Genomic DNA, 13,752 nt, shown 5'->3' on the forward strand with positions numbered 1-13,752 from the left:
GGCTGAGCCGTCATGATGCTACTGTTGCGACTGTTCACCGGGCTGCTGCGCTGGGGTCTGGTGATATTTGCCGTACTGCTGGTGCTGGCGGCGTTCTACGTCAGCCTCGGCCGGGAACTGATGCCACTGGTGGCCGAGTACCGCGACGAGCTTCAGGACCGCGCCGAAGAGGCACTGCACATGCCGCTGAGCATAGGCCGCCTGGAGGGACATTGGCGAAGCTTCGCGCCGGAGCTGGTGGCTCGCGATGTGGTCGTTGGCGTGCCAGGACAGGAAATTCGCCTGGACAGTGTACGGGTACGTCCGGATCTGCTTGGCAGTCTGTTGAATTGGCAGCCACGCCTGGCCGGTCTCACCGTGGGCGGTCTGCAACTGATCGTACGTCAGGATACCGAGGGTCGCTGGCGGCTGCAGGGCCTGCCCCATCAGGAAAGTACCGGCGTGCTGGATCCGGAACCCTGGTTGCGCCAGCTGCGGCGCTTTCCCCAGGTCACAGTGATGAACAGCCAAGTGGTGCTGCACGCCCAGGGCGAACAGCCGCTCAGCCTTAATTATCTGAATCTCAGCCTGACTGATAGCGGCGGTGGGCGTAAGCGGTTGGATGGACGCGTGCTGTTACCTGATGGCCAGCCGCTGACCTGGCAACTGAACAGCCGGCTGCGACCTGCAACCTGGCGCGATGCCCAACTTGATCTGTACCTGCGTTTGCCGCAGAGCGATTGGTCGCGCTGGTTGCCTCGCGCACTTACCGCGCAGTGGCACGCACAGCAGCTGCGCGCCGGAGGGGAAATCTGGCTGAACTGGGCCGAGCGGGATCTGCAGCATGCGGTGGTCCGCTGGCATGCGCCGAGCGTGGTGGCCGGCTATGCAGAACATCCTGCGCTGCACCTGGAGGACCTGAGCTTCAACCTGTACATGCAGCGCACCGAGCAAGGCCGTCGGCTGTTGATCGATTCGCTGGCGGCTACCCTGGATGGTACGCGCTGGGGGCCGGCGAAACTGTTGATCGACCAACAGGCGCAGGCCCTGCGGATGTCCGCTGATCGTCTGGATCTCGCGCCATTGGTGCAAAGCGTGCGTGCCCTGGCGCCATTGCCCGAGGCCGTGACCGTGGCGCTGGAGGCCTTGCAGCCACGTGGGCGCTTGCACAATCTCCAGGTCACCTACCAGTCCGACGCCGAGCCGCATGCCCGCTGGCGCTATGCGGCCAACCTGACAGATGTCGCGTTTGACCCTTACCACGGCGCACCGGGAGCGGAACAGGTCAGCGGTAGCGTAGAAGGCGACCTGCGTGAGGGCGAGCTGCGCCTGAACAGCGATGGGTTTGCGCTGCATCTGGACCAGCTGTTCAGCGAGCCGTGGCGCTACCGTAAGGCCCAAGCCCGGCTGAACTGGCGTTTCGACGACGAGGCGTTGAGCCTCTGGTCACCGTATCTGCGCGTCGTTGGCGAGGAAGGCCGGCTGGCGGGTGATTTTCTGATCCGTCTGCAGCGTGACCCCGAGGCCGAAGACTACATGGATCTGCGCATCGGGCTGAGCGACGGCCATGCCCGCTACGCCGGCAAATACTTGCCCTCGCGCAGTCCGGCGCTCAGTCCGGCATTGACCACCTGGCTGCAAACGGCGATCCGTGCCGGGAGCATTGAGCAGGGATTCTTTCAATACCAGGGCTCGCTAAACAAGGGCGCTGAAGCTGCGGCCCGAACGCTCAGCCTGTATTTCAAGGTGCGCGATGCTGAACTGGACTACCAGCCGGGCTGGCCAGTCCTGAAGCAAGCACGTGGCGAAGTGTTCGTCGAAGACAGCGGTGTGAACGTCACCATCAGCGATGGACGCTTGCTGGACAGCCAGGTGCTGGAGGCTCAGGCGCGGGTGCCACGGGCCGAGCCTGGCCAGGCGGCGCATCTGCTGCTCGATGCCCATCTGCACAGCAGCGTCGAGGATGGACTGAGAATCCTCCAGGACGGACCTTTGCCCACCGCTGAAACCTTTGCCGGCTGGTCGGGTGACGGCGCGGTGGATGCCCAGCTGCATCTGGATATCGCCTTGGGCGAAGGTCCCGCTCCACATGTGCGCGTCGACTTCGCCCCGCAAAGCGCCAGGCTCAGGTTGCCGCAACCCGAGTTGGAACTCAGCGAAGTAACCGGCGCGTTTCGCTTTGATACCAAGGCCGGCCTGAGCGCGAGCAATGTTCGAGCCCAGGCACTGGGGCAGCGGCTGAGCGGCAAGATCAGCAGCGAAGGACCTGAGCGAACCCTGGTGGATGTGCAGGGGCAGATTCCGGTCAAGACCTTGAGCGACTGGCTGGGTGTGGATCGGCCCTTGCCGGTCAGCGGACGGTTGCCGTATCGCCTGCGCCTGCAGCTGGCCGGTGAACGCAGCCAGTTGCGCGTCGACTCCAGCTTGCAAGATGTAGCCATCGACCTGCCGGCGCCGTTTGGCAAGACCGCCCGCGAGAGTCGCTATGCCGACTGGCGCATGAGCCTAGGTAGTCAGGAACGTCAATACTGGCTGGATTACGCCGATGCCAGTCTGGCTGTGACGCTGCCGGACAATGATCTGCAGCGGCTGCGTGGCGAAATGCGTCTGGGACTCGGGCCGGCGCGGATGATGGCGCAGTCCGGTTTCGTGTTGCGCGGGCAACTGGCCGAACTGGATGTAAGTGCCTGGCAAGCGGTACGCGAGCGTTACTTTGACGAGGCGACCGAACAGGGGGGACAGCTGCCTCTGCAAGTCGAATTGTATGTCGAGCGTTTTATCGGCTTTGGGCAGGAGCTGCAGGATCTGATGCTGCGCCTCAAGCGTGATGGCGCCGCCTGGGGCGTGGAGATGGACAGTCGACGCATTGCTGGCAGCATCCGTCTGCCGGATTCACCGCAGGCGCCGATCGGAGTCAACCTGCAGCATCTGCGCCTACCGGCGGCGAGTGGTGAGACGCAGCGGCGCGATCCGCTGGCGGACATCGACCCGCGCAACCTGCCTGCGCTGGACCTCATGATCAGTCAGGTGATGCTAGGCGATTCCCCGTTGGGTGCCTGGGCATTCAAGGCTCGCCCCACGTCCAGTGGGCTGCGCTTGCAGGAGCTGGATCTCAACCTCAAAGGCCTGAAAATTGGCGGCGATGCGGGCTGGGAAATGGCGGCCGGTGCACCGCGCACCTGGTACAAGGGCCGTCTGCAGGGCGAGGACCTGGGACGCGTGCTGCTGGCCTGGGGGTTTGCACCCACCGCCAGCAGTGAACGTTTCCGGCTCGATGCGGATGCTCATTGGCCAGGGTCGCCCGCGGCCTTTAGCATGAATACCCTATCCGGGACCTTGAACGCCGATTTGCGCAAAGGACAATTTTCCGAAGTGCAGGGCTCGGCTTCCGCGCTGCGCGTGTTCGGCTTGCTCAATTTCAACGCCGTTGGCCGGCGCCTGCGTCTGGATTTCTCCGATCTGCTCGGTCGAGGTCTCAGCTATGATCGGGTCAAAGGCGTATTGGCGGTGCGCAATGGGGTCTATACCAACATAGAGCCACTGACGATGACAGGGCCTTCTGCCGGCCTGGAGTTCACCGGTACGCTGGACATGCCCCGTGATCGCATAGACGGCACGCTGCTGGTGACCTTGCCGCTGACCAATAACCTGCCCCTGGCCGCGTTGATCGCGGGTGCGCCGGCCATTGGCGGCGCCCTGTTTCTGGTGGACAGGCTGCTCGGCGACCACGTCGCACGCTTTGCTGGCGTGGAGTATGAGGTCAGCGGCTCGGTGCAGTCCCCGCAAATCACCTACGGCAAACCCGTCGATCGCAAATCAGGAACGCCATGAAGGAGCCGCTAAGCCTTGCCGTAATTCAAATGGTCAGCCAGGCCGAAGTGTCGGCCAATCTGGTCGTTGCACGGCGCTTGCTTGAGCAGGCGGCGGAGCGGGGCGCACGCCTGGCCGTGTTGCCGGAAAACTTTGCCTGCATGGGCCATCCCGACCTGGCGTCGCTGGCACGCGCCGAACATGCAGGCCACGGGCCGATTCTGCCCTGGTTGCGACAGACAGCCCGCGACCTTGGTTTGTGGGTGGTCGCTGGCACCTTGCCGCTGCCGCCCGACGATCGGCCCGGGGATAAGCCGCGTGCTTGTTCACTGTTGGTCGATGACCGCGGCGAACGGGTGGCCCGTTACGACAAATTGCACCTGTTCGATGTCGATGTGGTCGATAATCGTCGACGCTATCGTGAGTCGGATGACTATGCCGCCGGTGATCAGGTGGTAGTCGCGGACACGCCCGTTGGACGGCTGGGGATGACGGTGTGTTATGACGTGCGGTTTCCCGAACTGTATGGCGCGCTGCGTGCCCAAGGTGCTGAACTGATCAGCGTGCCGGCCGCCTTCACCGCGGTAACCGGCGCCGCGCACTGGCATGTGCTGATTCGCGCGCGGGCAATTGAAACCCAGTGCGTCATGCTGGCCGCCGCGCAGGGCGGTGTACATCCTGGGCCGCGTGAAACCTTTGGCCATTCGGCGATCGTCGATCCTTGGGGTAGCGTGCTCGCCGAGCAGGCCCAGGGTGAGGCAGCGCTGGTGGCCGAGCGCGATGAAAGCGCGCAGGCGCAAGTGCGCCAGAGCATGCCGGTGCAGGCGCACCGGCGAATTTCAGTGGCGTGCGCAGTGACGCGGGCGCATCTCTCGGAGTGAATATGAGCGACCTCTTGCTACCCGTAAGCGAACACCTTCTGTCTCCCGGCGGATTGAGCGTGGATGACTTGCCGGGCATTCTCGGCGAGCTGTCCGGGCCGGGCATCGATGCTGCCGACTTGTATTTCCAGGGGCAGATCTCCGAGTCCTGGACACTGGAGGACGGCATCGTCAAGGAAGGCAGCTTCCACCTTGATCAGGGGGTGGGCGTACGGGCCCAGTCTGGCGAAAAAACCGGCCTGGCCTACAGTAACGCGATCAGCGCCCAGGCCCTGGCCGACGCTTCGCGAGCGGCGCGCTCCATCGCCCGTGCCGGCCAGCAGGGCCGCGTGCAAGCCTTTGCCGGCGTGCCGCTGAAGCGCCTGTATATCCGTGACAACCCGCTGGATGTGTGGGACCGGCCCGCCAAGGTCGAGCTGCTCAAACGCATCGACGTCGCCACCCGTGCGCTGGATTCGCGTATTAAGCAGGTCACAGTAAGTCTCGCCGGTCTTTGGGAACATATCCTGATCGCCGCCAGCGACGGCAGCCTGGCGGCGGATATTCGTCCGCTGGTGCGTTTCAATGTCAGCGTCATCGTCGAGCACAACGGTCGTCGTGAACGCGGCAGCCAGGGCGGCGGCGGACGTACCGACTATGACTATTTCCTGCAGCCAGGCAACACGGGCGAAGAACGCGCCATGAGTTACGCCCGTGAGGCGCTGCGCCAGGCGCTGGTCAACCTGGAGGCGGTGGCCGCTCCGGCGGGAACCTTGCCGGTGGTCCTGGCGCCCGGCTGGTCCGGCGTGCTGCTGCACGAGGCGGTGGGGCACGGCCTGGAAGGCGACTTCAACCGTAAGGGCAGTTCCGCGTACAGCGGCCGCATCGGTGAGCGCGTCGCTTCCCATCTGTGCACCATCGTCGATGATGGCACGCTGGCCAACCGTCGCGGCTCGCTGAGCGTGGACGATGAAGGCACGCCGACCCAGTGCACCACCTTGATCGAAAACGGCGTGCTCAAGGGTTACATGCAGGACAAACTCAACGCCCGCCTGATGGGTGTGGCTTCCACCGGCAACGGTCGTCGCGAATCCTATGCGCACCTGACCATGCCGCGCATGACCAATACCTACATGCTGGCTGGGGAGAGCGACCCGGAAGAGATCATCCGTTCGGTGAAAAAAGGCATCTTCTGCGCCAGCCTGGGTGGTGGCCAAGTGGACATCACCAGCGGCAAGTTCGTGTTCTCCACCAGCGAGGCTTACCTGATCGAGGACGGCAAGATCACCACGCCGGTCAAGGGCGCGACGCTGATCGGCAACGGCCCGGAAGTGATGAACAAGGTGTCGATGGTCGGCAACGACCTGGCGCTGGACAGCGGCGTCGGCACCTGCGGCAAGGAAGGCCAATCGGTGCCGGTGGGCGTGGGTCAGCCGACGCTGAAGATCGACGGGATTACCGTGGGTGGGACGGGAGCTTGAGGGCAGATACAAGCGGCAAGCTGCAAGCGAAAGCCATAGCGTGCTTGAGGCTTGCAGCTGCTGTTAGCGTAATCCGCGCTGGGTTTCGTCCATTTCGCGGATGTATTTGAAGATTTTGCGCGCGGCGGTTGGAACCTTGTTACGAGCCGCTTCGTGCTGGGCATGACGAATAAGGCCGCGCAGGTGCTGGCGGTCGGTGTCGGGGTAGTCGTTGACGAAGGCTTCCAGGACTTCATCGTCACCCGCGATCAAGCGGTCGCGCCAGCGCTCCAGGGCGTGGAAGCGCTCGTTGTACTGGCGGGTGGAGGCGTCCAGTTGATCGATCAGGGCGGTTATCCCTTCGATGTCCTGCTCGCGCATCAATTTGCCAATGAACTGCATGTGGCGTTTCTTGGCGGAGTTGGCGGTGTGCTTAGGGGCTTCAGCCAAGGCGCGGCGCAGGACGTCAGTCAGGGGCAGCTTGTCCAGTACGTCCGGCTTGAAGGTCGTCAGGCGCTGACCGAGATCCTGTAAGGCATGCAGTTCGCGTTTGATCTGGGATTTGCTTTTCTCTTCGGAGAAATCGTCGAGGAATTCAGACATGGGGCGGGTCCAATGGATAATGCCGCCATGATAACAGCAGCGGTGTGCCGGGGCTTCCACGGGCGATAGTCGTGAGGTGCACGCTGAATCACTTGTTTACTTGCAAGCCGTTGCTTGCAGCTTAGGAGTAGCCATGAGTTCAGTCGATAAGGTCGGTCCGCAAGCCTTGCCGCACCTGGAAGAAAAGGTCGAGCGCATCCTGGCCGAGGCCAAACGCCAAGGCGCCAGCGCGTGTGAAGTGTCGGTTTCGGCCGGGCAAGGGTTGAGCACCACGGTGCGCCAGGGCGAGGTGGAAACCGTCGAGTTCAATCGTGATCAGGGCTTTGGCATCATTTTGTACAACGGTCAGCGCAAAGGCGCAGCAAGTACCTCGGCGGGTGGCGACGAGGCGATTCGCGAAACCGTGGCCGCCGCACTGGCCATCGCTCAGCATGCGTCTGAAGATGAGTGTGCGGGGCTGGCCGATGCAGCACTGATGGCCCGTGAGCTGCCAGATTTGGACTTGTATCATCCGTGGGCTATCGAGCCGGATCAGGCGGTGGAACTGGCGCTGCGTTGCGAAGCGGCGGCGTTTGCCAGGGATTCGCGCATTCGCAATGCCGATGGCGCCAGCCTTAACAGCCATCAAAGCTGCCGGGTGTATGGCAACAGCCATGGTTTCATAGGCGGCTACGCCAATACGCGGCACAGCCTCAGCTGCGTGATGATTGCTGAGGCAGACGGCCAGATGCAGCGCGATTATTGGTATGACGTCAGTCGCCGTGGCGAAGATTTGAAAGACGGCGTATTTATCGGCCAGCGCGCCGCCGAGCGTGCTGTCAGCCGACTGGGCGCCCGTCCGGTACCTACGTGCGAGGTCCCGGTGCTGTTTGCAGCCGAACTGGCGACTGGATTGTTCAGTCATTTCCTCGCGGCGATTTCCGGAGGCAACCTGTATCGCAAGGCGTCCTTTCTCGAAGGTGCACTCGGTCAGCGTCTGTTCCCTGAGTGGCTGAGTCTCGATGAACAGCCGTTGCTGGCCCGCGGCCTGGGTAGCGCGAGCTTCGATAGCGATGGCCTGGCCACTTATGCAAAACCCTTCGTACTCAATGGCGAGCTGGTGTCCTATGTGCTGGGCACCTATTCCGGACGCAAGCTGGGCATGCCAAGCACGGCCAATGCCGGTGGTGTGCACAATCTTTTCGTTACGCATGGTGAAGATGATCAGGCTGCACTGATCAAGCGCATGGGTCGTGGACTGCTGGTAACCGAGTTGATGGGGCAAGGGTTGAATCTGGTCACCGGCGACTATTCACGCGGTGCGGGGGGCTACTGGGTCGAGAACGGTGAAATTCAGTTCCCGGTGCAGGAGGTAACTATCGCCGGCAACCTGCGCGATATGTTCCGGCAGATCGTCGCGGTGGGCAGCGACCTGGAGACCCGCAGCACTATCCGGACCGGGTCGGTGCTGATTGAAAAAATGACGGTGGCTGGGAGCTAAGCGCTCAAGCCGCGCCGGTGCAGCAGGGAGAATCTAAGGTGACCTCCCTGCTGTTTATTCCCCTTCGCCAAAGCAATCGTTGATCAAGTCGCTCAGCGCGTCGAGGGCTTCGTCATCCTGTTCGCCTTCGGTATGCAGGTGCAAAGGCGTACCCTTGCCGGCGGCAAGCATCATGACCGCCATGATGCTCTTGCCATCGACCAGGCTATCTGGAGCGTGGCCAACGCGCACCTGACAGGGATAACGCCCGGCAGTGCCTACAAATTTGGCAGCGGCGCGGGCGTGCAAGCCCAGTTTGTTGACGATGGTGATATCGCGGCAAGGCATTGCAGGTCCCTATGGCAGATCGCGGTGGCGAACCTGGACGTTCTTCAATTGCGTCTTGAGCGTGGCACCGAGTCGTTCAGCCAGATAGACGGAGCGGTGATGGCCGCCCGTGCAGCCGATGGCGATCGTGACATAGGCACGGTTGCTGGCGGCAAAGCGTGGCAACCATTTTTGCAGGTAGCCGCGGATATCCTGATACATCTCTTCGACATCGCTCTGTGCGTCGAGGAATTCGATGACGGGCTGATCTCGGCCGGAGAAGTCACGCAGATCAGGCCGCCAATACGGGTTGGGCAGGCAGCGCACGTCGAACACCAGGTCGGCATCGACGGGCATGCCGCGCTTGAAGCCGAAGGATTCGATCAGAAATGCGGTACCCGGCTCGGGTTTGTCCAGCAGGCGCAGTTGAAGGCTGTCGCGCAGCTGATAAAGATTCAGGTGGGTGGTGTCGATTTTCAGATCGGCCAGGTCGCTGATCGGGCCGAGCAGTTGGCTTTCGTCACGTATGGCCTCGGCCAGCGAGCGGGTATCGTTGGTGAGCGGATGGCGGCGGCGAGTTTCCGAGAAGCGTTTGAGCAGTGTTTCCTCGTCAGCATCCAGGTACAGAACATCACAGAGGATGTGCCGCGAGCGGACTTCCTCCAGCAGATCAGGGAAGCGTTGCAGGTGGCTGGGCAAATTGCGGGCATCGATGGATACGGCCACTTGCGGGTGCTGCAATTCGGTGTGGATCAGCGCACTTTGGGCCAGCTCAGGTAGCAGACCTGCGGGCAGATTGTCGATGCAATAAAAACCGTTGTCCTCAAGGACGTTTAGCGCTGTGCTCTTGCCCGAGCCGGAGCGACCGCTGACGATGATCAGGCGCATTTCAGTTCCCGTTCTGAACGTCCAGCACAACCTGGTACAGGGCTTGGTTAGTCTCGGCTTGACGCAAGCGGGCACGCACATCGTCGCGATCCAGCATGTGGGCGATCTGGCGCAGAAGCTCCAGGTGCGCATCGGTGGCCGATTGCGGTACCAGCAGCACGAACAGCAGATCCACCGGAACGGCATCGATGGCGTCGAAATCCACCGCAGCATCCAGGCGTAGTAGCGCGCTGATGGGTGCAGTGCAGCCGGCCATGCGGCAATGGGGAATGGCGATGCCATTGCCAAAACCGGTGGAGCCGAGTTTTTCGCGGGCGATCAAGGCTTCAAAGATCGTGCCGGCATCGAGCTCGGGCTGTTCCCGGTCGAGCAAGTGGGCGATCTGTTCCAGGACGCGTTTTTTACTGCCTCCCGGCACGTTCACCAAGGAACGGCCGGGGGTCAGGATATCTTCAAGTCGGATCATGGTGTGGAATCAGCGGACGGTTGCGCCCTGCTCGCGTTCGAGCTGCTTTTCCTTGTATTTGATTAATTGGCGATCCAGCTTGTCGACCAAGAGGTCGATGGCTGCGTACATATCATCGTGTTCGGCAGTGCCCACGATTTCGCCACCGGCAACATGCAGTGTGGCGTCGATTTTTTGCTTCAGTTTTTCCACTTGCAGTATCACCTGTACGTTGGTGATACGGTCGAAGTGGCGCTCCAGTCGGGTGAATTTGTCGTCGATATAATCGCGCAGGGCGTCGGTCACTACCAGTTGGTGTCCACTGATGTTGACTTGCATACCGTATTCTCCTTCTTGCCGCGTGGATGGCGCAGACCAAGGGCCTGCAGCCGGAACACTGTGGCTTGGGCGACTTGCGCAGACATGGACGGTTGTCGGTCCTGCACCAGCCTGTCCCCCAAGAGCTTGCTACATCAGTCGCTTGCGTTCACTGGACGGTGCGATCCCCATGGATTCGCGGTACTTGGCTACCGTGCGCCGGGCGACTTGAATACCTTGTGCTTCCAGTAGACCAGCGATCTTGCTGTCACTCAATGGCTTTTTGGCGTTTTCCGCCGCGACCAGCTTTTTGATGATGGCGCGGATCGCGGTGGATGAACATTCTCCGCCTTCGGCGGTGCTCACGTGGCTGGAAAAGAAGTATTTCAGTTCGTAAATACCACGCGGGGTGTGCATGAATTTTTGTGTGGTGACCCGCGAGATGGTCGACTCATGCATGCCCACCGCTTCGGCAATGTCATGCAGGACCAGGGGCTTCATCGCTTCGTCGCCGTATTCGAGAAAGCCGCGCTGATGCTCGACGATCTGCGTGGCCACTTTCATCAAGGTTTCATTGCGGCTTTGCAGGCTCTTGATGAACCAGCGCGCTTCCTGCAATTGGTTGCGCATGAAGGTGTTGTCCGTACTGGTATCGGCGCGCCGCACGAAGCCTGCGTATTGCGGGTTGACGCGCAGACGCGGCACGGATTCCTGATTCAGCTCCACCAGCCAGCGATCGTTGTGCTTGCGCACGATCACGTCCGGCACGATGTATTCCGGTTCGCTGGCTTCGATTTGCGAGCCGGGACGCGGGTTGAGGCTCTGGATCAATTCAACTACCTGGCGTAGCTCATCCTCCTTGAGCTTGAGGCGGCGCATCAGCAGGGCATAGTCGCGGCTACCCAGCAGCTCGAGGTGATCGCCGACCAGGCGCTGGGCTTCGACAAGCCAGGGAGTGCTGTTCGGCAATTGGCGCAGTTGCAGCAGCAGGCATTCGCGCAGGTCGCGCGCGGCCACACCGGCGGGCTCGAAGTGTTGCAGACGACGCAGAACGGTTTCGATTTCATCGAGCTCGATGTCCAGCTCCGGGTCGAAGGCGGCGAGCACTTCCTCCAGGGATTCCTCCAGATACCCCTGGTCGTTGATGCAGTCGATCAAGGTTTCGGCGATCAACCGGTCGGTATTGGACATGGGCGCCAGGTTGAGCTGCCAGAGCAGGTGCGTTTGCAGGCTTTCGCCTGGCGCGGTGCGCGAGGTGAAGTCCCACTCTTCGTCATCATTACTCGGCAGGCTGCTGGCGCTGGTCTGGTAGACGTCTTCCCAGGCGGTATCCACAGGCAGCTCGTTGGGAATCCGTTCATTCCACTCGCCACCGTCATCAAGGTTTTCAACCGTGGGAATGCTGCTTTCCTGAAGGGCTATTTCCTGGCTGCCAGGGTTGGGCAGTTCGTCGCCGTCGGCCAGCGGGTCGGCGTTGTCAAAATCCTCCCCCTCCTCCTGACGTTCGAGCATCGGATTAGATTCCAGGGCTTCCTGGATTTCCTGCTGGAGATCCAGAGTAGACAGTTGCAGAAGTCGTATGGCCTGTTGCAGCTGCGGGGTCATCGTCAGCTGCTGGCCCATCTTGAGAACGAGCGATGGTTTCATGGCAGACCTTGATTGCCGGCGTCTAAGCGCCATCCACTAGCGGGCGCCGCAGCGCCATGGAAGCAAATTATATGCCTGATATTTCTTGGGAATTCCAGTATCTGATATTACGGACTGAGCACGGCATCAATCAGAGTCGGAATTCGTGGCCCAGATAGACTTCCTTAACCAACTGGTTGGCCAGGATGCTTTGCGCATCGCCCTCGGCGATCAGGCGACCGTCGCTGACGATATAGGCGGTTTCGCAAATGTCCAGCGTTTCGCGAACGTTGTGATCGGTGATCAATACGCCGATTCCCTTGGCCTTGAGATGGTGAATAATTTGCTTGATATCGCCCACCGAGATCGGGTCGACGCCGGCAAACGGCTCGTCGAGAAGGATGAACTTGGGCGCTGTGGCCAGCGCGCGGGCAATTTCCACACGCCGCCGTTCTCCACCGGAAAGGCTCATGCCCAAGCTGTCGCGGATGTGGGTGATGTGGAATTCTTGCAGCAGGCTCTCCAGCTCCTCTTGCCGGCCCTGGGCATCGAGGTCCTTGCGGGTTTCCAGGATGGCGAGAATGTTATTGGTCACGGTCAGCTTGCGAAAGATCGATGCTTCCTGTGGCAGATAGCCGATCCCGGCACGGGCGCGGCCGTGCATGGAATGATGGCTGACGTCACGGTCGTCGATCAGCACGCGGCCCTGGTCGGCGCGCACCAGGCCGACGATCATGTAAAAAGTGGTAGTCTTGCCGGCGCCGTTGGGGCCGAGCAAACCGACGATCTGGCCGCTGTTGATGGTCAGGCTGACATCGCGAACCACTTGGCGCTTCTTGTAACTCTTGGCCAGATGCTGGGCGGTGAGGGTGGCCATTATTCGGACTGCTCTCCAGGAGTTTTCTTGCGCGGCTGGATGACCATGTCGATCCGGGGCTGCGGGGTGGTGATGGTATCGCCGGTGGCGCGCCCGGCATTGACGACCTGGGTTGCCGTGTCATAGATGATCTTTTCGCCTTCGAAGGTGTTGCCTTCCTGGATGACCTTGGCCTGGTCGATCAGCACGATGCGCTCGTTGCTGGCGAAGTACTGAATAGTGCGACCGTAGGCTTGCACGATGGACTTGCCGGCCTCAGGCAACTGCTCATAGTAGGCAAGCTTGCCGACGGCAGTGAAACGCTCGATATCGCCCAGTGTGTTCTGGTTGATGGTTACGGTGTCGCCGGTGATCTTCAGCGTGCCCTGGGTAATCACCACATCACCCCGGTAAATCGCCACGCCTTTTTTGTCATCCAGCTCAGCGCTGTCAGCCTGGATGTGGATGGGCTGGTCACGGTCCGAGGGCAGTGCCCAGGCTGCTGTGCTGCCCAGCGCGGCGGACAGGCAAAGCAGGAGGTGGAGAGGGTTAACGAACCTCATGTTGGCCTCTTACGTTGGAGAGCAGGAGCATCCTGCCTTCATTCAGATACGCTTTCATGCCTTGTCCCGTGGTGACGCCATTGGCGGCCTCGATTCTGACAGCTTGTTGGGTTTCGGCGTATTCCCGCTCCGGAAAGACGGTCATGCGGCTGGTGGTCAGCAGGGTATGGCGGCCCTTGGCATCGGTGCGCTCAGTGCGTACGTTGTCGATCAACTCGACCTCGGTGCCCTGCGGGCTGACTTCGCCCCGCTCGCTGCGTACGTGCCAGGGCAGTTCGCCGTCGCGGTACAGCAACAGGTCGGGCTTCTCCAGCAAGGTGATGTCGCTGATCTTCAAGTGATCAAGGCGCACGCTGGTCATTTCGTAACGCAGGGTGCCGTCGGCATGGAACTGTTGCGACCTGGCATTCTCGACGAAGAAATCGATGGGATTCTCTTCGGTGTCGGTCACCGGTTGGTCGAGAAACTGGTGGGGAACGATGTTCCAGTACCCCACGGCAGCGAGCAGCAGGGCAGCGATGATCAGGGGCAGAAGATTACGCAGCTTGCGCAGCATGG

The 13,752-nt window shown here is 61.4% G+C and carries 13 protein-coding genes; 4 read left to right on the forward strand and 9 right to left on the reverse strand.

Annotated elements, in window-relative coordinates; all coding sequences use genetic code 11:
• The first annotated feature begins 12 nt into the window (after window positions 1-12).
• From ACTV8E_RS12900 to tldD, 3 genes are read left to right on the forward strand one after another with little or no spacing between them, the layout of a single operon-like run.
• Window positions 13-3,810, forward strand: a complete 3,798-nt coding sequence (locus ACTV8E_RS12900) for a YhdP family protein (RefSeq protein WP_443199740.1) — start codon at window positions 13-15, stop codon at window positions 3,808-3,810.
• The gene (locus tag ACTV8E_RS12905; RefSeq protein ID WP_443199741.1) at window positions 3,807-4,670 is read left to right on the forward strand and encodes a carbon-nitrogen hydrolase family protein; all 864 of its coding nucleotides are present in this window, start codon (window positions 3,807-3,809) and stop codon (window positions 4,668-4,670) included. The genes ACTV8E_RS12900 and ACTV8E_RS12905 overlap by 4 nt, the downstream gene beginning before the upstream one ends.
• A 2-nt stretch (window positions 4,671-4,672) precedes the next feature.
• Entirely contained in the window at window positions 4,673-6,130 is a 1,458-nt protein-coding gene (tldD, locus tag ACTV8E_RS12910; RefSeq protein WP_443199742.1) for a metalloprotease TldD, read from the forward strand.
• A gap of 63 nt (window positions 6,131-6,193) precedes the next feature.
• Here tldD and yjgA read toward each other — a convergent pair whose 3' ends face one another.
• Window positions 6,194-6,712, reverse strand: coding sequence for a ribosome biogenesis factor YjgA (yjgA, locus tag ACTV8E_RS12915; protein ID WP_251834839.1), 519 nt, complete (start codon window positions 6,710-6,712; stop codon window positions 6,194-6,196).
• Between the two features lie 133 nt (window positions 6,713-6,845).
• Between yjgA and pmbA the strand changes: the two genes are divergently transcribed.
• Window positions 6,846-8,192: a metalloprotease PmbA gene (gene pmbA / locus ACTV8E_RS12920; protein WP_443199743.1), complete on the forward strand. Its 1,347-nt coding sequence runs from the start codon at window positions 6,846-6,848 to the stop codon at window positions 8,190-8,192.
• Window positions 8,193-8,246: 54 nt separating this feature from the next.
• On the opposite strand, the gene ACTV8E_RS12925 is transcribed toward pmbA, so the two are convergent.
• From ACTV8E_RS12925 to lptC, 8 genes are all read right to left on the reverse strand, one after another.
• A complete protein-coding gene (locus tag ACTV8E_RS12925) occupies window positions 8,247-8,519 on the reverse strand; it encodes an HPr family phosphocarrier protein (RefSeq protein ID WP_443199744.1) in 273 nt (90 codons plus the stop codon).
• A 9-nt stretch (window positions 8,520-8,528) separates the two neighbouring features.
• The gene (gene rapZ / locus ACTV8E_RS12930) at window positions 8,529-9,386 is read right to left on the reverse strand and encodes an RNase adapter RapZ (protein ID WP_251834842.1); all 858 of its coding nucleotides are present in this window, start codon (window positions 9,384-9,386) and stop codon (window positions 8,529-8,531) included.
• A gap of 1 nt (window position 9,387) precedes the next feature.
• Window positions 9,388-9,852, reverse strand: coding sequence for a PTS IIA-like nitrogen regulatory protein PtsN (gene ptsN, locus ACTV8E_RS12935; RefSeq protein WP_273536613.1), 465 nt, complete (start codon window positions 9,850-9,852; stop codon window positions 9,388-9,390).
• Between the two features lie 9 nt (window positions 9,853-9,861).
• The gene (hpf, locus tag ACTV8E_RS12940; protein WP_251834844.1) at window positions 9,862-10,170 is read right to left on the reverse strand and encodes a ribosome hibernation-promoting factor, HPF/YfiA family; all 309 of its coding nucleotides are present in this window, start codon (window positions 10,168-10,170) and stop codon (window positions 9,862-9,864) included.
• Between the two features lie 129 nt (window positions 10,171-10,299).
• Window positions 10,300-11,796 carry an RNA polymerase factor sigma-54 gene (locus tag ACTV8E_RS12945; protein ID WP_443199745.1) on the reverse strand — a complete coding sequence of 499 codons (1,497 nt, stop codon included), beginning with the start codon at window positions 11,794-11,796 and terminating at the stop codon, window positions 10,300-10,302.
• Window positions 11,797-11,926: 130 nt separating this feature from the next.
• Window positions 11,927-12,652 (reverse strand): LPS export ABC transporter ATP-binding protein, encoded by a 726-nt coding sequence (gene lptB / locus ACTV8E_RS12950; RefSeq protein WP_443199746.1) that lies wholly within the window; start codon window positions 12,650-12,652, stop codon window positions 11,927-11,929.
• Window positions 12,652-13,194 carry a lipopolysaccharide transport periplasmic protein LptA gene (gene lptA, locus ACTV8E_RS12955; RefSeq protein ID WP_251834847.1) on the reverse strand — a complete coding sequence of 181 codons (543 nt, stop codon included), beginning with the start codon at window positions 13,192-13,194 and terminating at the stop codon, window positions 12,652-12,654. Before lptA ends, lptB begins: the two co-directional genes overlap by 1 nt.
• Complete coding sequence (gene lptC / locus ACTV8E_RS12960) at window positions 13,181-13,750, reverse strand: LPS export ABC transporter periplasmic protein LptC (RefSeq protein WP_251834848.1); 570 nt, start codon at window positions 13,748-13,750, stop codon at window positions 13,181-13,183. The genes lptA and lptC overlap by 14 nt, the downstream gene beginning before the upstream one ends.
• Window positions 13,751-13,752 lie beyond the last annotated feature (2 nt).

Origin of the sequence: Pseudomonas sp. B392_1p (assembly GCF_052245235.1) — a bacterium.
GTDB lineage: Bacteria > Pseudomonadota > Gammaproteobacteria > Pseudomonadales > Pseudomonadaceae > Serpens > Serpens gallinarum.

Bases quoted from the DNA above. Each gene is read 5' to 3' on its own strand.
- ACTV8E_RS12900 (WP_443199740.1), top strand. From the start codon at position 13: ATGATGCTACTGTTGCGACTGTTCACCGGGCTGCTGCGCTGGGGTCTG.
- ACTV8E_RS12905 (WP_443199741.1), top strand. From the start codon at position 3,807: ATGAAGGAGCCGCTAAGCCTTGCCGTAATTCAAATGGTCAGCCAGGCC.
- tldD (WP_443199742.1), top strand. From the start codon at position 4,673: ATGAGCGACCTCTTGCTACCCGTAAGCGAACACCTTCTGTCTCCCGGC.
- yjgA (WP_251834839.1), bottom strand. From the start codon at position 6,712: ATGTCTGAATTCCTCGACGATTTCTCCGAAGAGAAAAGCAAATCCCAG.
- pmbA (WP_443199743.1), top strand. From the start codon at position 6,846: ATGAGTTCAGTCGATAAGGTCGGTCCGCAAGCCTTGCCGCACCTGGAA.
- ACTV8E_RS12925 (WP_443199744.1), bottom strand. From the start codon at position 8,519: ATGCCTTGCCGCGATATCACCATCGTCAACAAACTGGGCTTGCACGCC.
- rapZ (WP_251834842.1), bottom strand. From the start codon at position 9,386: ATGCGCCTGATCATCGTCAGCGGTCGCTCCGGCTCGGGCAAGAGCACA.
- ptsN (WP_273536613.1), bottom strand. From the start codon at position 9,852: ATGATCCGACTTGAAGATATCCTGACCCCCGGCCGTTCCTTGGTGAAC.
- hpf (WP_251834844.1), bottom strand. From the start codon at position 10,170: ATGCAAGTCAACATCAGTGGACACCAACTGGTAGTGACCGACGCCCTG.
- ACTV8E_RS12945 (WP_443199745.1), bottom strand. From the start codon at position 11,796: ATGAAACCATCGCTCGTTCTCAAGATGGGCCAGCAGCTGACGATGACC.
- lptB (WP_443199746.1), bottom strand. From the start codon at position 12,652: ATGGCCACCCTCACCGCCCAGCATCTGGCCAAGAGTTACAAGAAGCGC.
- lptA (WP_251834847.1), bottom strand. From the start codon at position 13,194: ATGAGGTTCGTTAACCCTCTCCACCTCCTGCTTTGCCTGTCCGCCGCG.
- lptC (WP_251834848.1), bottom strand. From the start codon at position 13,750: ATGCTGCGCAAGCTGCGTAATCTTCTGCCCCTGATCATCGCTGCCCTG.